The organism is Maribellus sp. CM-23 (genome assembly GCF_021354595.1).
Taxonomy (GTDB): Bacteria; Bacteroidota; Bacteroidia; order Bacteroidales; family Prolixibacteraceae; genus Draconibacterium.
In genome coordinates this window covers 1,788,062-1,807,933 of sequence record NZ_JADWYJ010000001.1, presented here as the reverse complement: position 1 = coordinate 1,807,933, position 19,872 = coordinate 1,788,062, and the positions used below count along the sequence as shown (strand labels likewise).

The 19,872-nt window shown below is 44.0% G+C and carries 19 protein-coding genes; 7 read left to right on the top strand and 12 right to left on the bottom strand.

Annotated features, from left to right (window positions below):
- Positions 1 to 17: 17 nt before the first annotated feature.
- On the top strand, positions 18 to 1,208 hold the full coding sequence (locus tag INQ51_RS07100) for a murein hydrolase activator EnvC family protein (protein ID WP_233377198.1): 1,191 nt from the start codon (positions 18 to 20) through the stop codon (positions 1,206 to 1,208).
- Here INQ51_RS07100 and INQ51_RS07095 read toward each other — a convergent pair whose 3' ends face one another.
- The 3 genes from INQ51_RS07095 to INQ51_RS07085 form a co-directional block, all read right to left on the bottom strand.
- Positions 1,209 to 1,559: a hypothetical protein gene (locus tag INQ51_RS07095; RefSeq protein ID WP_233377196.1), complete on the bottom strand. Its 351-nt coding sequence runs from the start codon at positions 1,557 to 1,559 to the stop codon at positions 1,209 to 1,211. It lies immediately after the preceding gene.
- Positions 1,556 to 2,407 carry a GNAT family N-acetyltransferase gene (locus INQ51_RS07090; RefSeq protein ID WP_233377194.1) on the bottom strand — a complete coding sequence of 284 codons (852 nt, stop codon included), beginning with the start codon at positions 2,405 to 2,407 and terminating at the stop codon, positions 1,556 to 1,558. The genes INQ51_RS07095 and INQ51_RS07090 overlap by 4 nt, the downstream gene beginning before the upstream one ends.
- A 72-nt stretch (positions 2,408 to 2,479) precedes the next feature.
- Entirely contained in the window at positions 2,480 to 3,181 is a 702-nt protein-coding gene (locus tag INQ51_RS07085; protein ID WP_233377192.1) for a Crp/Fnr family transcriptional regulator, read from the bottom strand.
- Positions 3,182 to 3,333: 152 nt separating this feature from the next.
- On the opposite strand from INQ51_RS07085, the gene INQ51_RS07080 reads away from it, so the two are divergent.
- From INQ51_RS07080 to INQ51_RS07070, 3 genes are all read left to right on the top strand, one after another.
- Positions 3,334 to 3,750: an OsmC family protein gene (locus tag INQ51_RS07080; protein WP_233377190.1), complete on the top strand. Its 417-nt coding sequence runs from the start codon at positions 3,334 to 3,336 to the stop codon at positions 3,748 to 3,750.
- Between the two features lie 364 nt (positions 3,751 to 4,114).
- On the top strand, positions 4,115 to 5,617 hold the full coding sequence (locus INQ51_RS07075) for a hypothetical protein (protein ID WP_233377188.1): 1,503 nt from the start codon (positions 4,115 to 4,117) through the stop codon (positions 5,615 to 5,617).
- Between the two features lie 156 nt (positions 5,618 to 5,773).
- Complete coding sequence (locus INQ51_RS07070; protein ID WP_233377185.1) at positions 5,774 to 7,138, top strand: NAD-dependent succinate-semialdehyde dehydrogenase; 1,365 nt, start codon at positions 5,774 to 5,776, stop codon at positions 7,136 to 7,138.
- 16 nt (positions 7,139 to 7,154) lie between these two features.
- Here INQ51_RS07070 and INQ51_RS07065 read toward each other — a convergent pair whose 3' ends face one another.
- The 7 genes from INQ51_RS07065 to INQ51_RS07035 form a co-directional block, all read right to left on the bottom strand.
- On the bottom strand, positions 7,155 to 7,475 hold the full coding sequence (locus INQ51_RS07065) for a hypothetical protein (RefSeq protein ID WP_233377183.1): 321 nt from the start codon (positions 7,473 to 7,475) through the stop codon (positions 7,155 to 7,157).
- Positions 7,476 to 7,478: 3 nt separating this feature from the next.
- Positions 7,479 to 8,468 (bottom strand): ferrochelatase, encoded by a 990-nt coding sequence (gene hemH, locus INQ51_RS07060; RefSeq protein WP_233377182.1) that lies wholly within the window; start codon positions 8,466 to 8,468, stop codon positions 7,479 to 7,481.
- Position 8,469: 1 nt separating this feature from the next.
- On the bottom strand, positions 8,470 to 9,858 hold the full coding sequence (hemG, locus tag INQ51_RS07055) for a protoporphyrinogen oxidase (protein ID WP_233377180.1): 1,389 nt from the start codon (positions 9,856 to 9,858) through the stop codon (positions 8,470 to 8,472).
- A complete protein-coding gene (gene hemN / locus INQ51_RS07050) occupies positions 9,827 to 11,203 on the bottom strand; it encodes an oxygen-independent coproporphyrinogen III oxidase (protein ID WP_233377178.1) in 1,377 nt (458 codons plus the stop codon). Before hemN ends, hemG begins: the two co-directional genes overlap by 32 nt.
- 34 nt (positions 11,204 to 11,237) lie before the next feature.
- Complete coding sequence (locus INQ51_RS07045; RefSeq protein WP_233377175.1) at positions 11,238 to 12,452, bottom strand: MFS transporter; 1,215 nt, start codon at positions 12,450 to 12,452, stop codon at positions 11,238 to 11,240.
- 7 nt (positions 12,453 to 12,459) lie between these two features.
- Positions 12,460 to 14,559, bottom strand: coding sequence for a TonB-dependent receptor (locus tag INQ51_RS07040; protein WP_233377174.1), 2,100 nt, complete (start codon positions 14,557 to 14,559; stop codon positions 12,460 to 12,462).
- Between the two features lie 68 nt (positions 14,560 to 14,627).
- Positions 14,628 to 14,966 carry a hypothetical protein gene (locus tag INQ51_RS07035; RefSeq protein ID WP_233377172.1) on the bottom strand — a complete coding sequence of 113 codons (339 nt, stop codon included), beginning with the start codon at positions 14,964 to 14,966 and terminating at the stop codon, positions 14,628 to 14,630.
- A 121-nt stretch (positions 14,967 to 15,087) separates the two neighbouring features.
- Between INQ51_RS07035 and INQ51_RS07030 the strand changes: the two genes are divergently transcribed.
- The 3 genes from INQ51_RS07030 to INQ51_RS07020 all read left to right on the top strand — a co-directional run bounded on the left by INQ51_RS07030 (position 15,088) and on the right by INQ51_RS07020 (position 18,165).
- Positions 15,088 to 16,716: an amidohydrolase gene (locus INQ51_RS07030; RefSeq protein ID WP_233377171.1), complete on the top strand. Its 1,629-nt coding sequence runs from the start codon at positions 15,088 to 15,090 to the stop codon at positions 16,714 to 16,716.
- Between the two features lie 209 nt (positions 16,717 to 16,925).
- The gene (locus INQ51_RS07025; RefSeq protein ID WP_233377170.1) at positions 16,926 to 17,579 is read left to right on the top strand and encodes an outer membrane beta-barrel protein; all 654 of its coding nucleotides are present in this window, start codon (positions 16,926 to 16,928) and stop codon (positions 17,577 to 17,579) included.
- A complete protein-coding gene (locus tag INQ51_RS07020) occupies positions 17,554 to 18,165 on the top strand; it encodes a hypothetical protein (RefSeq protein WP_233377169.1) in 612 nt (203 codons plus the stop codon). Before INQ51_RS07025 ends, INQ51_RS07020 begins: the two co-directional genes overlap by 26 nt.
- A gap of 15 nt (positions 18,166 to 18,180) precedes the next feature.
- Here the strand turns inward: INQ51_RS07020 and INQ51_RS07015 are convergent, their stop codons facing one another.
- Positions 18,181 to 18,777, bottom strand: a complete 597-nt coding sequence (locus INQ51_RS07015; protein ID WP_233377168.1) for a methyltransferase family protein — start codon at positions 18,775 to 18,777, stop codon at positions 18,181 to 18,183.
- Between the two features lie 104 nt (positions 18,778 to 18,881).
- Positions 18,882 to 19,796 (bottom strand): hypothetical protein, encoded by a 915-nt coding sequence (locus INQ51_RS07010; RefSeq protein WP_233377167.1) that lies wholly within the window; start codon positions 19,794 to 19,796, stop codon positions 18,882 to 18,884.
- Positions 19,797 to 19,872 lie beyond the last annotated feature (76 nt).

Here is a 19,872-nt window from a genome sequence, read left to right as displayed (position 1 = left end):
GTGAAAACGATTTTGGGATGAAGTATTTCGTATTCACATGGATTGTTTTTCTGATTCCTCTGGTAGGTTTCACACAATCGATTTCCGAACTGCAAAAGCAAAAAGAAGATGCAGCCAGGGAGATTGAATACACTTCCCGTTTGCTTCAGGAAGCCCAAAAAAACGAAAAATCATCGCTTACCAAACTAAACCTGCTAAACAGTAAAATACGCCAGCGAAACTCTCTTATTGACGCTATTAACGGCGAAATACGCTTGTACGACGAGTTTATTTCGAACAACGTTTTGGCAGTGGATATGCTGGAGGACGATCTCAAAAATTTAAAGGAAGAATATGCGGAAATGATCCGGCTGGCTTACAAAAACCGACACAGCGGAGATGTTCTTTTGTTTATGTTGTCGGCCGAAAACTTTAACCAGGCCTACCGCCGGCTTTTGTACACGCGCCGGTATTCTGATTACCGGAAAAACCAGGTTGAAATGATCGGGTCGGTTCAGGAAGTATTGAACGGAAGCATTAAAAAGCTGGAAGAACAAAAGGCAGTAAAACAACAGCTGGTGGGGCAAACCAGGGAGGAAAGGCAGCAACTTTCAAAAGAACAGGGCCAGCAAAACCAGGAACTAAAGGAGTTGAAAGACCAGAAAAGAAACCTCGAAAAACGGCTTCAGCAACAGCGAAAAATAGAACAGCAACTCGAACGCGAAATTCAGCGGATTATTGAAGAAGAAGCCCGCAAAAGCAAAGAAAGCGGAGGCTCGGGTTTTGCACTTACTCCCGAACAAAAGCTGATCGGCAGCAATTTCGAACAAAACAAGAAGCGCCTGCCCTGGCCGGTGGAACGGGGAATCATTGTGGAGCATTTTGGGGTTCACCAGCACCCGGTACTTACCAACGTGCAGGTGCGAAACAACGGGGTGAATATTGCTACCGAAGCGGGTTCAAAAGTACGTGCCATATTCAGTGGCGAAGTAACCCGTGTTTTTGGCATTTCGGGCGGAAATACGGCCGTTATTATCCGGCATGGGAGTTATCTTTCGGTTTACTCCAACCTGCGCGAGGTAGTGGTTAAAAAAGGCGATAAAGTGAGCACCAAGCAAGTGATTGGAACGGTTTTCACCGATTTTGACGATGACAACAAAACCATCCTTAAATTTCAGATTTGGCACGAAAGCCAGAAAATGGACCCCGAAGACTGGATTGTCCGGTAGTTATTTCTTTTCGTTCAGTTTTGCATTGATCTCCCTCAGATTTTCCAGCATTTCCATGGTTACCGGGTTTTCAACTGCGGCATTGCGCATTTCTTCTTTTCGCAAACCCAGCTTGGTGTCAAAGCGGCCGAGTATTAAAGAGAAAACCACAAATCCCACCATCATTACCGGGTAAGTGACCCATTTGTTTTCATCCAGAAAGTTTCGAATGGTTTCGTCTTTTAAATCATTTAAAAACATAAATACGATCATTATAAAGCTGGTGTAATTGATATACATCCGCGCACGATCGATATAGATTTTCCACCGGATGAAGGTGCGTTTGTCCATTTTTATTCCAAAGAATTTCATAGCTGTTGCGCGTTTAATTGCAGTTCCATTTTGTATTGAGAAAGAAAGTGTTGCAGGCCGGTTTTTTCCAGGAAAAGCTGAGTTTCCCCACTCGGATCGTTCACATTGTTCGTGTTGATCTCACTTCCGGCTTTCTCATAAAAAGAACGAAACAAAGTGCTTCCTATTTTCTGACGCCTTAATTTTGGTGCCACAGCAAATTGCAATATCCGGGCCCGCTGAAGGTCTCCGGCCAGGTAAGCCGTCAACTCATTGTTCAGGTAAGCGCCGTAAACGGTAACATTATCAAGTTTGCGAATGGTTTCCGAAGTATTTTGCCAGGTAGGTTCCCAACTTCTGAAAGTATCCAGGATGCTAAAATCGGGAGCAGGCATTTCATGAATCTCCACCGCATTGTTTATCTCCACTGCATCTGGTTTTCCTTTAAAACATTCGAGTTTTGTTACCTTTTTAAAACCGGCCGAAGTGTACGATTTGATGGCAGGAGTGTTTTCACTGATCACCTCCAGTTCTATTTTGGTAACCTTCTTTTTGCGGAGTAGGGGAATCAGCTGTTCGTACATTTTAGGAGTGGCTTTTTGCCCTCTGTAGTCCTTTAAAACACCTGTGGCTGCGTTGTAGGCAATGGTTTCGTTATTCACTTGCCGGATGGCATGCAGCATAAAACCAACGGGTTTACCTTCTTCAAAAATTCCCATCGAATGATCGGGCAGAATATCTTCCGACATGATTTTCCCGGCGAGTATTTCGGGGGTGAGATTTACCTTTACAAAATACTCTTCGAAAGCGCGGTTGAAGAGGTCGGTCAGTTCATGAATACCAAGGTTTTCAAGTGTGCGGAATTCCATTATTGATTGGTTTGAAGTTGATTTTTGGGTAATAAAAAACCGGCTTGTGGCCGGTTTCTGTTTATGCTGATTTTATAAATTAGCCACTCTTGTAAGCGACGGGATGTCGAGAAATTTGATCTTTCGTCCCTGTAACTCGATGAGTTTGTCGTTTTTGAATTCAGATAGCAGCCTGATAACCGATTCAGTGGCCGTACCAACCATGTTGGCCAGTTCTTCGCGGGTGAGCGAAATCTGAAGCGTATTGTGATGATCGAGGTCAAAATTCTCTTTCAGCAACAACAAGACTTCTGCCAGGCGTTCGCGAACTGTCTTTTGAGCAATGTCGGTAATGTAATCGTTGGCTTCGCGTAATTCGCGGCAAACAATCTGCAGCATGTGGTGCGAAAACTGCCAGTTGCTTTGGATCAGGTACAACAGTGTTTGATACGGAATGTGGCAAAGCGCCGCTTCATCAATCACTTTGGCGGTTGTACAGGCCAGTTCCTGGCTCAGTAACGAACGGTAAGCAATGATCTCGCCTTTTTTGGCAAAGCGAATGATCTGTTCCTTGCCATCAATACCTGTTTTGTACACTTTGATGATGCCGCGCGTAACACAGAAAAACCCTGTTAATCTGCTTCCTTCGCGGTAAATGATGGTTCCTTTTTTGTAGAGCGAACAAGTTTTTTCAAAGTTCAAACGGTTGAACTCATCCTCAGTCAGTTTTTTAAATAACTGAAATCCACTCAAATCCGATTCAGCATCCGATGGCCTTTTAACTGCACTTCTCATTTTAGGTTTTTAGAATAAAATTAAATTCAGCTCTCTCTTAATGACGATAAAAATACAATTATCTGCTTTATTCGAAAAACTATTTATATAGATAGTTGTATGTTGTATATTTGTTGCAAAGTAAAATAAAAGTATTTTAAAATTAGGATGTTATGAAGCATGTTGTCGATATGGCGTGGACTGATAAACTCGCTTTCGAAGGTGATATGGATGGACACAAAGTGATTGTAGATGCTACGGAAGAAGCGGGAGGCAGCGATCTGGGACCACGTCCCAAGAAGTTAATGCTCACGGCTTTGGCTGGTTGTACCGGGGTGGATGTAATTATGATTCTGAAAAAAATGAAAGTGGAGGTGGAAGCTTTCAATGTAATTGTGGAAGCTGATGTTACCGAAGAGCACCCCAAACGTTATTACAAAATGAAGGTGATCTACCAGTTTAAAGGAAAAAATTTACCCTTGGAAAAACTGGAAAAAGCAGTGAAATTATCCGAAGAAAAGTATTGCGGAGTAACTGCTGCCTACCAAAAAGCCATGGATGTGGAAAGTGAGATCAGAATTGTGGAATAAGAACAGTGCTTGATCAAAATAAACAGAAAGCAATCTTCAGTGAAGGTTGCTTTTTTGTTGCCCGGCACTTGTCAACTTTTTTTTGCAGGTTCCCAAAAAAAGCAATAAAACCTTCGTTTAAAATGCTTTTTTAATCCCTTGCGGGAAATACAGTGCAGGAGCGCTTTTACTCAAAATGACTTCCGGGAAACTGCTGTGTAATTTGATAAAATTTGTCTCAACAATATGATAAACAGACTAATTGGATGTTTTTCGGTTATGATTTTACTCCCAAAACCCCTAACTTGTAGGTACCATTAAATTTTTCAAAATCATTTAAACACATGGTTTTGAAAGTATTTGTTTAACCCAAAAATTGAATATCATGAGTACATTGTTAAGTACATGGGTTGATATGCCCATTAATTTGGATGATTCCATTAACAGTTCCTTGTGGACTGATGCGGGAGTAATGGATACGCCAAAAGGAAAGGTATTGGTAAAAAACAATGCCGAGTTTTTGTACGTTGCGCTTGACCTGACAGCCGATCAGGGAAATGATGCGGGTACCGGGGATTACTTTTGGTTTACCTTCGACCGTAACCGGAACGCAGCCATTACCCCGAATTACGATGTAAACTACGGTTTGTATCCGGGGAACCCCAATAAAATGGGACGTCAGTATTATCTCGGTGCCGGGCGCTGGACCGGTTTGGTAAATGAAACAAGCCCTTCGATGTGCAGGGTCGAATTCGGGCCGTCTCCTAACTCAGATACGCCGCACCGAATCTGGAAAATGCAGTTTCTTTTATCCGATCTGGATGTTTCGCTTGGCAGTTGGTTTCCGTATACGCGCTTTGGTTTTCGCGTGGCTTCCACCACACCGGGTTTTACCCACAACGAACCTGCTAATTTTTACACCGCTTTTACCAACCTTCATTATTTATTTCTCTCGAAAAAAAGAATGTTCCCGGGCGGCTCGATGGGAACTGTTTTTGGCGGGGTAGGTTTAATTCCTTACGACAAGATCGTTTCGGGCCGGGCGACCACAGCCTCCGGTTATCATCCGTATGTTGAAAATGCAGCCTTTGGTGGAACACTGAATATAATTGGCAATCGCACCACGCTGGCGGGGCTGTCGGGGCGTAAGTACAAAGTTCTGCACCGCGAAGGGACTTCGGGTACTTTTACGCCTTTATTGAGCTCTTGGAAGAATTACCAGTGGGACAATGCGACCAGTCAGTATGTGTTGCGGCATTTCGGGCCGGATACCGACGACAAGTACACCATTCCGAATACCAGCGTGGATTATTCCATCGATGATTTGCTGATTCAGTTCAATACGGTGGGGATGAATGCCGGGATCCATCAATTTCGTATCGATGTGGATTCTTATTCGGGAGATACCGAATTGCTGACTTTGTACATCGACAATAATTTGCCGGAGCTGAATATCAACAGTATTACCCACAACGGAGTACAAAAATCGGCTTGTTCCATCGTAAAACTAACCAGCGATACCGATGGGCTAAAATTCAATATTACGGCAAACGATGTTGAAGGGAACCTGCGCTTGTTCAGCTTGTCGGCGCACTACGGGAGCAATCAAAGTACGGTTATTCACTCGCAAAGTTACCCTGGTTCAGGAAATTGGACAGGTGTTGTTAACCTTCCGGTTCCCGGAAGCGGGGAGTGGGTGCCGCCTGTTACCTGCGCCTATCAGTTTCGTTTAAAAGGGTGGGCCCGAACCACCAATGGCTATGGTTATATTGGCAGTGCGGAACATTCGGAACACCTCACGGTTTTAAAACCAGGCTACGAAAATGTGGTGCTAAAAGCCACTTTGAGCAACTTTGTTTTAGGAATGGATGGAGGTAAAATAAACTGATACAATGAGTTGCAAGGAGTGTTAGTGAAAGCTCTGTTTTTTTAGGGATTCATTTTCTTCTTGCTAAACCTGAAAACAAAAAATACCGGTGAACGCAAACGGGCTGCACACCGGTTATTTTTTGTAATTTAGTTTTTTGATTAACAAACATTCACTATGCTACAATCGGTCAATCCAACCACTGGCGAAGTGGTAAAATCGTATGAAGCTCATACCAGCGAGGGGACAGAAAAAATAATCAATGCCGTAGATAAAACCTGGCACCATTGGAGAAGTACTTCGTTTATGTTTCGAAGCCAGCTGATGCAAAATTTATCGAGTCTGTTGAAATCGAAAAGAGAAGAACTGGCATTTCTGATGGCGCTTGAAATGGGCAAGGTGAAACAGGAAGGAATGGCCGAGATTGACAAGTGTGCCTGGGCTTGTGATTATTATGCAGCAAATGCCGAAAGTTTTCTGGAGAATGAACCGATTCCCACAGAAGCATCCAAATCATATGTTTCGTATCAGCCCATCGGAACTGTTTTGGGAATTATGCCCTGGAACTTTCCGTTTTGGCAGGTATTTCGCTTTGCTGCGCCAACACTGATGGCTGGGAACACAGCAGTACTGAAACACGCCAGCAACGTGCCGGGGTGTGCCATTGCCATCGAAGAATTGTTTCGTGAAGCCGGTTTCCCTGAGAACGTTTTTCGTACACTGTTGATCGGTAGCAAGCAGGTTGAAAAGGTAATTCGTCATAAAGCCATAAAGGCGGTTAGCTTAACCGGAAGTACGCCTGCCGGTAAAAGTGTGGCTGCCATCGCCGGATCGGAACTTAAAAAATGTCTGCTCGAACTGGGAGGCAGCGATCCGTACATTATTCTGGAAGATGCCGACATGGAGTATGCGGCGCAAAAATGCGCCAAAGGAAGGCTGTTAAATGCCGGGCAAAGCTGTATTGGCGCCAAACGCTTTATCGTGGAAGAAAAGGTTTATGCCCATTTCCTGGAGTTGTTTACGCACGAAATGAGTGAGGCCGTATTTGGTGATCCCTTTGATGAAGACACAACGATGGGTCCCATGGCCCGGTTCGATTTGCGCGACGAATTGCATCAGCAGGTAGTGGCCTCGGTTGAAAAAGGTGCTGAAGTGATCATCGGAGGCGAGATTCCCCGCATAAAAGGCGCTTTTTACCCACCCACTATTCTGGAGAATTTAAAACCCGGAATGCCGGCATATGACGAGGAGCTTTTTGGGCCGGTGGCTTCGGTGATAAAAGTAAAAGACCTTCAGGAAGCCGTTAAAGTGGCCAATGACACCGAATTTGGCTTAGGGGCGGCTATCTTCACCGCCAACACATCAAAGGGCGAAAATATCGCAGAAATGCGCCTTGAAGCGGGTGCCTGTTTTGTGAACGATTTTGTGAAGTCTGATCCACGGCTACCTTTCGGTGGCATAAAAACCAGCGGTTTTGGACGGGAGTTATCGGTACATGGCATTAAAGAATTCACCAACATAAAAACAGTGGTGGTAAGGTAGTTCTTTGGCAAGTAGGTTAAGCTGATGTTTTGGTGTCTTTCCAGGGCCATTTGGAATAGATTTTTCGCCCGACAAATTGCCCAAGAAAAAAACTTCCGATCAGAAAGGGGGCCAGTTCCCAGGTCAGCGACAGACCAAAAAATTTCCGGATAAGTATAATCAGCGGAACCGGCAAATGAATAAAGAAAAACCACCAGAAAGAGAGTTTCCTGAACTTTCCTCGCATATATCCAAAAGGCAGGTTAACCGCAAAAGTAGCAAGACAGGTTAATAAAACACGGATCCAAAGCTCTTCGGGATATAGTTGAAACAGAAGAATGTTCAGGAAACCGGTCATCTGCTAATCAAGTTTTGCTTCAATCAGTTCGCACAGTGTATCCACCCAGCGGTCATGTGTATTTAAACTTTCCACCAGCTGCACTTTTTCTCCACCTTTTTGTTTGAATTCACGGTTGTAATCGTGTTCAATCTCAACAATGGTTTCCAGGCAGTCGGTTACAAAAGCCGGCGCAAGCACCAGTATTCTCTTTTTTCCTTCCTGAAGTTTTCGGTCGAGTACTTCATCCGAAAATGGAGTGAGCCAGTTTTTGGAAAGCCGCGATTGAAATCCAATGGTATATTCATCGTCTTTCAGACCCATTTCGTTGGCAATCAGTTGGGTTGTTTCGCAACAGGCCCGGCTGTAAGCATAGGTTTCACCGGCAGGTTGTTCATCGGGTTGACTCTTTTCATCCTGACGGTTGGGCAGACCATGGTAGGAGAAAAGTACAAAATCGAAACTCTTCGGATCGTATTTCTGCGCCTGTTCAGCAAAAGCTTTTATAAAGCCCGGATTCCGGAAGAATTGTCCGATCCGGACCACCTCGATATTTATTTTCTTTTTCTGAATGTAGTCTTCAACAGCCACAAAAGCCGTTTCAGTGGTCGAAAGCGCATGTTGCGGGAAAAGCGGCAAAACGATCAACTTTTTATATCCTTCTTTCTGAATTTGAAGAAGCGCCTGCTTATACCCCGGGTTTCCGTATCGCATGCCTAAAAAAACATCGGCTTTTTCACCCAATTTATCCTGCAACTTTTCCTGCAATTCTTTGGACAGGTAAATAAGTGGCGAACCTTTTTTGGTCCAAAGCCGCAGGTACAATTGTGTCGATTTTTTAACTCTGAAAGGAATGATGATCAGGTTTACGAGTATTTTCCTCGTTAGCCACGGAATGTCTATCACCCGTTTATCGTTCAGAAATTGAGTGAGGTAACGACGTACTGCCGGTTTGGTAGGTGCATCTGGGCTACCTACATTTACCAGCAAAACAGCTGTGTTCGACTTGTTCATATCAGTTGGTTGAAAATTGATCAGCAATGATGCGGCCTTGTTTGATGCGGTCGGCCATTCCGATTCCGTCGCGAATGTTTCCGGCCAGTATTACACCCGGGAATTCCTTTTCGAGCGCAGAAATGGCTGCCAGTTTTTGTTCGCTTTCAAAACTGTATTGCGGAATGGCATGTTGGTAACGGAAAATACGGCATACATCGGGATTGAATGTCTTGAGTCCCATCATTTCGGTAACTTCCTGCTCAGCAACTTTTAACAGTTCTTCGTCGCTCAGGTCAAACAATTCGGGTTTGCGAATACCGCCCATAAATACCGACAACATGGCGCCGCCTTCGGGGGCACGGTTTTTCAAAAACGAAGAAAGGAATAAGATTCCCAATACCTGTCGTTTTTCAGCGGAAGGCACCAGTCCACCGAACGATCTGATCGGAAGACCCTCCCATTTTTTAAATCCCAGCGAAACCTGCGTTACTTTCGCATATTTCATCTGGTTGATTTCGTTGACTTTTTCGGCCGGAAGGAAAGGGAACAAATTCTGCAGCCCATACGCTCCAACCGTAGAAATTACGTGGGTAAATGTTTCTTCACCGAGCTGATAGGAATTTTCACCTTCCTGTTTTTTTACTTCCAGGTTTTTACAATTCAGGCTGATGTTTTCTTCGCCAATATTTTTTACAAGCGCTTTTACCAGGTTTTCCAAACCACCTTCAGCCGAAAAAACAACCTTGGTAGCTTTCTTTTCGCGTTCTGTTTTGGGCTCCTTGGCTTTTTTGATGCTTCCGCCAATAAAACTGCCATAGTTTTGTTCGAGGTTGTAAAGTTTGGGCAGTGCAAAACGGGTGATCAGTTTTTCCGGATCGCCGGCATAAACCCCCGATAAAAAGGGATCGACTGCATTTCTGAGAAAGCTTTTTCCCATGCGTCGGCGCACCATTTCAGCGATGGTTTCATCGGGATTGGTGCCCGGTTTTCGGAAAGGCTCGCCCAAAATACGAAGTTTGTCACCAAAGGTAAAGAGGGGAGTGGTTATACCGCCGATCAAACCCGAAGGAATAACGCGCCATTTCCCGTTTAGCCAGATCCAGCGGGCCTTGGCCGATTCGTTGGCTACTTCCAGCGTGCAGTCGTCTTTCAGGTCTTCAAAAAGCTCGGCAGCTTCGGGTTGGCCCAAAGCACCGGTATTCGGTCCCGATTCAAATACAAAACCATCCTGCTGATTGGTTCGGATAACTCCTCCCGGACGATCGTCTTTTTCAAAAACATGAAAGTTAACACCGTTCTTTTTGAGGTAGAAAGCGGTGGTTAACCCGGTTAACCCGGCGCCGATAATGGCTATTTTAACATTTTCTTTGTTCACCTTACAGGGCTCTTGAGAATTTCTGTGTTGCATTTTTTAAGTTCGGATCGAGGTTGGCGGCAATGTTTCTCACAAAAAACTTTCCGCGATCGGGTACCGTAATTTCGTCGTTGTTAAAAATCAGCAATCCTTCTTCTGCAAATGCCCCCAGTGATTCTTCTTCGTAACTGATTGCCTTTTTGATTTCATCGACGGTAACGCCAAAAACCTGTTCCGTTTCTTTCCATGAAATATAGTAATTACACATTACTTCGTTGATCACATGGCGGATTATTTTCTCACGTTGAGTGAGTTCATAGCCTTTTTCAACCGTGAATTTTCCTTTGTTGATCTGATCAACGTATGTATTGGTGTCTTTTATGTTCTGAGCATAAGCACTTTCTAGCTGGCTGATGCCGGTAGCTCCAAAAGCATACACCTGGCCGGTAGTTTCGCGGGTACAGTAGCCCTGGAAATTACGGTGAAGTTTTTTGCTGTTAAAAGCGATGGCCAACTCGTCGTCGGGTTTGGCATAATGGTCCAGACCAATGGCTTCGTAGCCGTTTTGGGTAAGCAGCTGATAGCCTTTTTCAAACATATCAAGCTTTTTGCTGGCTGACGGAAGCCCTTTGGCTTCGAGTATTTTCTGTGCTTTGCGTACCCACGGAACATGCGCGTAGGAGAAAGTTACCAAACGGTCGGGCGATATTTCGATGGCCCGTTCAATGGTTTTGGCAAACGAATCCACATCCTGGAAAGGAAGTCCGTAAATAAAGTCGAGGTTAATGCCCGTATTGGGGTGTTTCCGGATCATGGCCACCAGTTCTTCCACCGGAATGATGGACCCGTCGCGGTTGACGTTGTCCAGCACTTTCTGATCAAAATCCTGAATACCTAGGCTGAAACGGTTGAATTTCATGGCCACCAGCCTTTCAATAAACTCTTCATCGAGCATGGCCGGGTGGCACTCCATGGCAATTTCGGCTTTGTCTATAAAAATAAAATTGTCGTGAATTACCTGCATGATCTCGTCGATCATTCCCACCGGTAATGAATTGGGTGTTCCGCCACCCCAGTGAACCTGCGATACTTTTCTGTTAGGATCGAGGTAGCTTTTTACCATCAGGATCTCTTTTTTCACCGCATCTACATACCGCCGCATTTTATCCTGATCTTTTGTTAAATGGGTGTTACAGCCACAGTAATAACAAATTTTCGGGCAAAACGGAATGTGAATATAAATCGAGATGTTCTGCGGATTTTCATCGTTTGAACGCTCCAGAATCCGGATGTAATCATCTGCGGTAAAATCAGGAGTAAAAAAATTGGCAGGAGGATAACTCGTGTACCTCGGTACCGGAGTATTGTATTTCTGAATAAGTTTTTGATCGATCTGCATAATCTGAAATTTTAAAGTAAAATCGTTTACAGCGTTATTCTTCTTCCCGCTCGTAAAACGATACATTGAATATAAACGGTAAAAGCAGTAAAAGGATCACGCTCAGGGCAATCTCGATACCAAATAATCCACGGTAACCGATTGCATCAGCGATTTTTCCACTCATTATTGCAATTACCAAACTGCTAAGATGGGTGATAACGATCTGGATCGTGAAGTCGGTTCCTTCGCGGCCCTTTCGTACCACCTGCATACTCATGGTATACACAAATACCGATGCCATTGCATAGGCTCCCCAAAGCAATGCGACGCCGATATAAATCAATATCAGTTGATGGTTCGTAAATGTTAATCCAAAGAAATAGACCGCCACCAGCAGGTTCAGCACCGGAAAATACCAGACTGATCGTACAATTCCTCTGCGGCGGAGAAACATTCCGGCGGGGATGGTCATGGCCACACCGCAGGCAGTTCCGAAGATTCCCGAGATGACGCCGATTTTCTTTACATCGTAACCCAGGTCCACAAAGTAGGGTTTCACCATGGTCAGTATTCCGATGATTCCCGAGTAAAAGAGAAACAGCAGCAATACGTGCCCGCCAATTTTCTTTTGTTTGAAGAAATAGGCAAAGTCAAGCGGCGAAACCTTTTTGCCGGTGCTTCTTGTTTCCTTGTCTTTTCGCACTTTGTACAGGGTTACCGGAATGAGTGCCAGTAACACAAAGGCGCCAAGCGAGTGCAAAAGCATTTGCCAACCCCAGTAGTGGTAGATGATCAGCAGCACGCCGCTTCCCAACATGGTTCCGATAAAACTGCCGGCCGATTGCATACTGTTTCCCAGGCTGCGTTCTTCTTTTTTCAGAACGAGAATGGCAAATGCATCGGTGGCAATGTCCTGCGTGGCTGATGCCGTAAAGGCAATCACCATCAGCACTATAATAGTAATAAAATCGGTGGCCAGGTTCAGCGATCCAATGCTTACGATCACCATTGCATAAAATACCTCGGAAGCCAGGATCCAACGCCGGTACTGGGCTTTGGTTTTGCTGGTGAAATCAACCAGAGGTGCCCAAAGCAGTTTTAAAATCCATGGAAGCTTGATCAACTGGATGTAACCGATCGACTCCAGTGAGTAGTTTTCCATGCGCATGATCACAGGGATCACCGTCGAGAAAAAACTCATCGGGATCGACTGTGCCAGGTAGAGGCTCAGCAGGGTGCCGTATTTGTTCAGTTCATTTTTCTTCATCTGCCTGCTAGAATACAACTTTCAGGTTCAGTCCCATGGTTGCCGGTTTCCCGATTTGCGCATACGAATGTCCCAGTGCCTGAAAATAGAAAGAATTGTAATGACTATCTAAAATATTTTTACCCCAGAATGACAGTGTTACATTCTTTTTTTCGAAACTGATGCGGTGGTTCAGTAAGCCGTAGTACGACTGGTAAGCTTCGTTGGTTTCTTTCCAGTAATGCTTGCCAAAACCGTTGTAGGTAAGGTGAAAACGCACCCGGTCGAGCCATGTTTTATTGAGTTCGAGCGAGTAGTTACCCCCTACGTTAAAAGAGAACCGGGGAACATAGGGAATGTAATTTCCACTGTAATCCTCGTCTTCATCTTTTACATAGTCGATGAATTTGGCGTGGTTATATCCAAAATTAAACCAGGTTTCGAGGTGCTTGGCCGGCAACGCTTTTATTTCAAATTCAACGCCTTTGCTTTCTGATTTACCTGCGTTTGTCAACATCGAACCGGTTCCGCTCGGTACGGTCTGATAAATTTGCTGGTTGGTCCAGTCAATGTAAAAGAAAGCCAGGTTGGCATATACTCTCTGTTGCAACCATTTTGCTTTGATCCCCGCTTCGTAGTTCCACGAATGTTCGGGTTCGAACGAGCGATCTTCGTCACGCTCAAAGGTAGAATTAAAGCCTCCTGAGTTATACCCTTTTGCAACGGTTGCATACGGAACAAAGTATTCGGATATGCTGTACTTAAGCGCAAATCGCGGAAGAATTTCAAAGAAATCCATTGAGCTGTTAAACGTTTCGACCGGTTTAAGTACACCGTTTGGGAATTTGTCGTAAACATAATCCAACGTGGCTTTTTCAAAATCGGCGCGCAATCCTATCGTAAACGAGAGCCCTCCGTAATCAAATGTTGATTGATGAAAAAAAGCAACGCCTGAATTGATATTGTCATAGCTCTTGGTGTAATAATATTCCGAATACGGGAGTCGGTAGGCTGCTATGCCATCTTGTCCATATTCTACCGTAACCGACTTATCTTGTACCTGTTTGAACGAGAATATGCCAAACAACCAGTTGTACAATTTGTCTCCATTCGAGCGCAGGTTGTATTCCTGAGAAAACATGTGTTGTTTTTGATCCTGCGTAACAAAAAAGAGCGATTGCGGAGTAAAGTCCTGGTCAATATCCTGAAAGTCGTCCACCGATTGATAACTTGTGGTAGCTGTAAACAGGTATTGTTCACTGGCATAACTTAAGTTGACACCTGTCGACAACATTTTTCGGTTGTACACGCTTTCGTGGTCATAATTAACATTTCCGGCCTGGTTGGTTGAATCATTAAACACAGCGTAAGGATAGCCGATTTGTTTACTGTCTTCATACTGAATATTACCGCTAACCTGGAAATTTTTTAGCGGATTATAGGCAAGTTTTAACCGGCCGGAATAACTCTCAAGAGCATCCACTTTTGTGTTGTTAAAATGGTTGGTAAAAAAGCCTTCGTTGTCACGGATACTTAAGTTACCCAACACAGCCAGGCTTTTGCTGATCGGCTGGTTGTGCGAAACCTGCGCATTGATCTGGTTAAAATTTCCGTAATCGGCAGCAACACTGGTGCGTCGTTTATTGCCGGGTTGGTTGGTGATAACGTTGATCAAACCTCCCATGGCGTTTCTTCCGTACAGTGTTCCCTGTGGGCCACGCAATACTTCGATACGCTCCACATCAAAGAAATCAAAATTGAAAGCTGATTTCTCAAAATAGGGAATGCCGTCAACATAAAGGCCTACCGACGGTGTGTTGATCCGGTTACCAACTCCCCGGATGTAAACCGGTGAAGTAAGTTTGGAGCCATAATCGGGCATAAAAAAGTTGGGAACCACTGCCGAAATATCGGTCAGGTTCTGAATTTTGTTATTCTCAATCAAGCGTTCGGGCACCATTGTGGCAGCAGCCGGAATCTCAAATACATTGCGGTTGTATTTAGGCGATTTTATTTCAATGTCCTCTAACTGGTAGTGTTTGATGGAGTCTTGAATAGCTTTTTTTTGTGCTTTTGCAGCAGTAATACTGATCAGTACTGCCGCCAAAAGCATTGCGGTTTTCTTCATGTGGTTTCAAAATTGTTGATGCAAATTCTTCCCCCGAAATAGGGAAACAGATAACTTTCAGGTATTGGCTAGGCCGCTACCGGAGGGGGACGACAGAAGAAATGCCCCTGACCGGGGTCTTGTTGGTACAAGGTATGTTTGAACCAGCTCTTCCAGTGGAATTTTTGAAATAGTTGCGGAAGCTCGGTTTCTTCTGTTTTTTCGTATTGAGTGTCGAAGTGATAAACCAGGTCTGAAAGGTAAACCGTGTGCTGTGTATTCAGATTAAATTCAACCTCTTGTGAGTTTTCGCTTACACGGATGTTGCCGTTGCTGGCCTCGTTCACACCAAAAAGAAGAAAATAGGCATAGAAAAGCAGGAAAGCCAGGTAGGGGATATGGGTTGTAAATATTCCGACTGTAAACATTTTCCTTTGTCTTTTCTATCAGTGGGTAAAGTTATAAATAATATTCAGCTGAACAGTAACTTGTGTATGTTTTAGAATAGCTCTTTAATCCATACATTTGCTGAAACTCAACACCTAGGTAATGAAAAGATTAGTTCCGATTTTAGTAATACTGTTTTTTATGATCAGCTGTACCACCAAAGAAAAAGTAGACCTGGTTTTAACCAATGCTACGGTTTATTCCATCAATGAAGATTTTACCACTGCAGAAGCCATGGCGGTGGACCAGGGAAAAGTAGTGGCAGTTGGGACTTCAGAGGAAATACGTTCGAAATACGAAGGCCAAACCACCCTTGATCTGAAAGGAAAGTTTGTGTATCCCGGTTTCAACGATGCGCATTGCCATTTTAACGGCTATGGAAGTAACCTGACACAATATGCCGATTTACGCGGCACCCAAAGCCCGGAAGAAATTTACGAACGCTTAAAAACCCATTACGAAAAGTTTGGAGGGGAATGGATTTTAGGCCGGAGCTGGGATCAGAACGACTGGGAAGAAAAGCAATTTCCGGACAAAACAAAGCTGGATGAGCTGTTTCCCAACACGCCGGTTTACCTGGTTCGCGTTGACGGACATGCCGGATGGTGCAACTCAAAAGCACTTGAAATGGCCGGAGTAACTGCTTCTTCGAAAGTAATGGGGGGAGAAGTTCTGTTGAAAAACGGAGAACCCAGCGGGATTTTAATCGACAATGCCATGGGATTGGTATTTCGTCTTGTTCCTGATATAACTCCTGAACAGCAGGAGAAAGGCTTGCTGGCCGCCCAAAAGAATTGTTTTGAAGCGGGACTTACTTCGGTTACCGATTGCGGCCTGGGGAAAAATACCATTTTGCTGATGGATGAAATGCAAAAAGCAGGTGTTTTGAAAATGCGAATCAATGCAATGCTGGACCCAACACAGGAAAACTTCGAATATTTTGTAAAAAAAGGAGCTTACAAAACCGACCGCTTGTTGGTAAACACGATTAAAATTTATGCGGATGGCGCACTTGGATCGCGGGGTGCCTTACTTTTAGCTGATTATTCGGATGATCCCGGGAACAGCGGACTTCAGATAGAGCCGCAGGAATTTTACGACAGCATATGCCGGTTGGCTTACGATAACAACTACATGGTTGCCACCCATGCCATTGGCGATGGCGGAAACCGCCTGGTGCTGGATACCTATGCAAAGTATTTAAAAGGAAAAAATGACCGTCGCTGGCGCATTGAGCACTCACAGATTGTAAACCCGGATGATTTTGAAAAATTCGGGCAGTATTCCATCGTTCCTTCCATTCAGGCAACGCATTGTACTTCCGATATGCCATGGGCGGAAGATCGACTGGGCCCGGAACGGATCAAAGGTGCTTATGCGTACCAGACATTGCTTCAGCAAAACGGCTGGCTGCCCAATGGAACCGATTTCCCGGTGGAGAACATTGAGCCGCTGTTTACCTTCTATTCCTCGGTTTTTCGTACCGATCACGAAGGTTCGCCCGAAGGCGGCTGGCACATCGCCGAAGGCTTGACACGCGAACAAACGCTGCGCTCTATGAGCATCTGGGCCGCAAAAGCATCGTTTGAAGAAAATGAAAAAGGAAGCCTCGAACCCGGTAAATATGCCGATTTTGTGGTACTCGATACCGACTTAATGACGGCATCGCCCAAACAAGTGCTGAATGCAAAAGTGGAAAGTACCTGGATTGGAGGGGAAAAGGTGTTTTGATGAACCCATTCATTGATATTGAGATCGGTCAAGTTATTGGCTGATTTGCGCTTTGTTTCAAGACAAGGCACGATTCTTATTACCAGGTTTAGTTTGTAAAAGATAGCTGGTGATAAAAAACTCTATTTTCAATTATTGTTCTTGTTTTATCAATCAACGCAACCATCGGCTTGTATTTATCATCTGCTAATAAATCAATAACCTGAATTATGAAATTTCCCAAAATTGTCTCCTGTAAATCTCCAACGCTGTTTTTTAAGCTGTTTGCGTTGTGTTGGTTGTTCTTTGTTTTTGTGTTGAAAACCGAGGCACAAATTGCAGTAATCGGGGGTGTTAATTTTAGCAATGTACGAAGCGATGTTTCGTTGGAGAGCAAGAATGGTCTTACTGCTTATCATTTTGGGGTAAGTGTTCAGTATTATCCGATAAAAAGCCTCGAAAAATTGTCCCTTACAAACGAAGTGATTTTCTCGCAAAAAGGTTATCTGCAAAGCTTTGCCGAAGATTACACTTTTCGTTTTAATTACCTGACATTACCGGTTTTAGTAAATTATACGCCACATTCGTTTTTTTCGGTTCAGGGCGGGATTGAACTAAGCCAATTGATGTCAACGAGTATCAAGCAGGGAATGAAAACATACAGGCATTTCGATACGGGATTGGTATTGGGAATAAGTGTTTTCGATAACTCAAGAGTTAGTTTTTACACGAGGGCTACTTATGGGTTGAGGTATATGCTGGATTATGTGTTAATCGATGAAATGGGAGATTTTGAAGAGGATATAAACGACATCTACAACGTTTGCTTTTCGGCAGGCATTAAAATCAAATTGAGGAATGAAAAAATTGCGTTTGGTAAATAAGCTATGGCTGGCAGGTCTGGCAATTGGGCTGTTCGCCTGCAACGGTATATTTGTTCCTGATCCAATCGACCCACGGCTTCCGAAATACACCGAAAGCGGTAACAATGTTGCGGGTGCCTTTGTCGGCAACAAAGTATGGGAATCACAGTTAACGTGGAGTTTGTATGGGTATTCATACCCTCCTTTGATGAATGTATGGCCTGAAAAAGATAGTATTGTTCTACGCTTTCCCGGAAGTGCAGAAAACAAGCATGCAAGTATTGAATTTTCTCTTCATGAATCGGGAGTGGATGGATTTGAGGATATAAGCCATTTGGAAGGACAAAAAATTGTACTTGATGGAGTAACAAATAAGGCATTTTTCATCCGTGAATCAAAATATCAGGAAGCATATAAAAATAGGGGAGTTGGCCAACTCTATATCCGGAAGGTTGAACTGAACGCCCCATTGAGTAGCGCCATTTTTTCCGGTACTTTTGGGTTTTCAGTAACAGATTCAATCGGTAATACCACTAAAATATCGTATGGACGTTTTGATTACCGGCTGGGAAAAGAGAGCAATTTTTTTATTTCTACGGAGCAATAGCCAAGCACAAGAATTTCAAAAATACCTTCCCGTTTTTTGCTGATAGTTTTGGTATTCTTCCCCATAGTTTTGAAGGAGAAAACGCTCTTCTTTCAAAATCGAAAAATGAATACCGACAAGGGCTGCTAATGTGAAAGCAATCATAAAAACATTGGGAAAAACCAGTGCAACTCCAAAAAAGTAAAGATCGAGGGAAAGAAAAAAGGGGTTGCGCGAAACGGAGAATATACCAGTGGTGATGAGTTTTCCGCGGTTCGTGACATCAAGGCCCAAGCGTAGCGATGTTTTAAAATGAACAAGCGTTAGCACCCATAAAACCAATGCAAGAGTGATCAACATTGCACCGGCTGTTTTTAGAACGGCACCGCTGATAAGAATTCGTGTAAGCAATTCCGGAAGAATGGAAAACGAAAAAACAGGCTGGCACAGTTCGAGGAACCAAAGCAAAAATAAGAAAGTAAAAATGAGATAACGTAAGATTTGCAAAGGCTTTTTGGGATTGGCTGCAGCCATCACCCGGATTTGTTTTTGTGTGAGGATGTATACCCTTGCTGCCACAAAAGCCATCATCAGCAGAAATCCTATCAGCGGGAAATAATTTAAAAACTCCATCCTGTTTATTTGAAAATAAAAGTAGTTGAATCGGAGGTTTTTACAACAAAAAATCCCCGGCAAAACTACCGGGGATCTATATCTTTCATGGCTTGAGTTCTCTTCTAGATATTGGGGAACGAGATGCCGATCATCATTGGGTTAAGTTCGGGCCCTTTGCCGTCTTTAAACAGCGGCGTTAATCCGTAATTTACAAACACGCAGAAATCGCCAAACCCGATTCTTCCGGTGAGGTCTACCTTGAATTGCGAAAGGTTAAAGTTGCCTCTTGATTTTTCTTTGTTGCCGTCGTATTTGTACTTAGTGTGCGAGCCGATATGCAGGCCGCCAATTACACCCCCGGCCAGGTAAAGGTGAGAACCTCCCATCCGAAGCGGCGTTTTCCCCTCCAAAATGATCGGCGCGGTTAAATACGTCATCGTTAGTTTCGATTTGTCGAATTTGTCGAGATCTTCCAGCGATACCGGGATGATCATTCCGTTGTTTGGGTCTTTTTCGATGGTGATTTGGCGGTCGAAGCGGTAATCCGAAAAGCTGAATCCCAGACCTGTAACCAGAGCAAAGTTATTGCGTTGGTTTCTGAAAGCCCACTCTGCAAAGTTGATGTTCCAGGTGAGTGATTTTCCGGGAATAAGATCAAAAAACTCGTCTCCGTTGTACATGGAATAATCGGTGCTGCTAAACAGGTTCATTCCTACTTCAATGCCGGCCCAATGCGGGTTAAAATGACCGTTCCAGTTTTTGCTCCGGGGCTCCTTGCTAACATTTACGTAGGTTCTGTGCCCGTTTTCCACAACATCGAAAGTACGCCGTCCGATTCTGATACGCGTGGTATCGCCCCAGTCGTCAGTAATTACTTCAACGCCTTTGTTTTCTCCTACTTTCACTTTGGTTCCATTGCCGTCTTCAACAACGGTCACCACATTTTTTTTCAAAACTTTTACCTGGGTGGTATCTTCTTGTGCAAAAAGGTTGCTTACTAAAACACTGCACAGGAGTAAGGTCATAAACGATTTCATCTGTTTCTATTTTTTGTTTCTGATGCTGTGACGGACTGCTGTTTTAAAAAGTTACAGGCGATTGTAAAATCGATGA

Coding starts and splice junctions, on each gene's coding strand:
- INQ51_RS07085 (WP_233377192.1), bottom strand. CDS start 3,181: ATGAGAAGTGCAGTTAAAAGGCCATCGGATGCTGAATCGGATTTGAGT.
- hemH (WP_233377182.1), bottom strand. CDS start 8,468: ATGAACAAGTCGAACACAGCTGTTTTGCTGGTAAATGTAGGTAGCCCA.
- INQ51_RS07070 (WP_233377185.1), top strand. CDS start 5,774: ATGCTACAATCGGTCAATCCAACCACTGGCGAAGTGGTAAAATCGTAT.
- INQ51_RS07045 (WP_233377175.1), bottom strand. CDS start 12,452: ATGAAGAAAAATGAACTGAACAAATACGGCACCCTGCTGAGCCTCTAC.
- INQ51_RS07035 (WP_233377172.1), bottom strand. CDS start 14,966: ATGTTTACAGTCGGAATATTTACAACCCATATCCCCTACCTGGCTTTC.
- INQ51_RS07075 (WP_233377188.1), top strand. CDS start 4,115: ATGAGTACATTGTTAAGTACATGGGTTGATATGCCCATTAATTTGGAT.
- INQ51_RS07065 (WP_233377183.1), bottom strand. CDS start 7,475: ATGACCGGTTTCCTGAACATTCTTCTGTTTCAACTATATCCCGAAGAG.
- INQ51_RS07040 (WP_233377174.1), bottom strand. CDS start 14,559: ATGAAGAAAACCGCAATGCTTTTGGCGGCAGTACTGATCAGTATTACT.
- hemG (WP_233377180.1), bottom strand. CDS start 9,858: ATGCAACACAGAAATTCTCAAGAGCCCTGTAAGGTGAACAAAGAAAAT.
- INQ51_RS07095 (WP_233377196.1), bottom strand. CDS start 1,559: ATGAAATTCTTTGGAATAAAAATGGACAAACGCACCTTCATCCGGTGG.
- INQ51_RS07025 (WP_233377170.1), top strand. CDS start 16,926: ATGAAATTTCCCAAAATTGTCTCCTGTAAATCTCCAACGCTGTTTTTT.
- INQ51_RS07090 (WP_233377194.1), bottom strand. CDS start 2,407: ATGGAATTCCGCACACTTGAAAACCTTGGTATTCATGAACTGACCGAC.
- INQ51_RS07010 (WP_233377167.1), bottom strand. CDS start 19,796: ATGAAATCGTTTATGACCTTACTCCTGTGCAGTGTTTTAGTAAGCAAC.
- INQ51_RS07100 (WP_233377198.1), top strand. CDS start 18: ATGAAGTATTTCGTATTCACATGGATTGTTTTTCTGATTCCTCTGGTA.
- INQ51_RS07015 (WP_233377168.1), bottom strand. CDS start 18,777: ATGGAGTTTTTAAATTATTTCCCGCTGATAGGATTTCTGCTGATGATG.
- INQ51_RS07080 (WP_233377190.1), top strand. CDS start 3,334: ATGAAGCATGTTGTCGATATGGCGTGGACTGATAAACTCGCTTTCGAA.
- hemN (WP_233377178.1), bottom strand. CDS start 11,203: ATGCAGATCGATCAAAAACTTATTCAGAAATACAATACTCCGGTACCG.
- INQ51_RS07020 (WP_233377169.1), top strand. CDS start 17,554: ATGAAAAAATTGCGTTTGGTAAATAAGCTATGGCTGGCAGGTCTGGCA.
- INQ51_RS07030 (WP_233377171.1), top strand. CDS start 15,088: ATGAAAAGATTAGTTCCGATTTTAGTAATACTGTTTTTTATGATCAGC.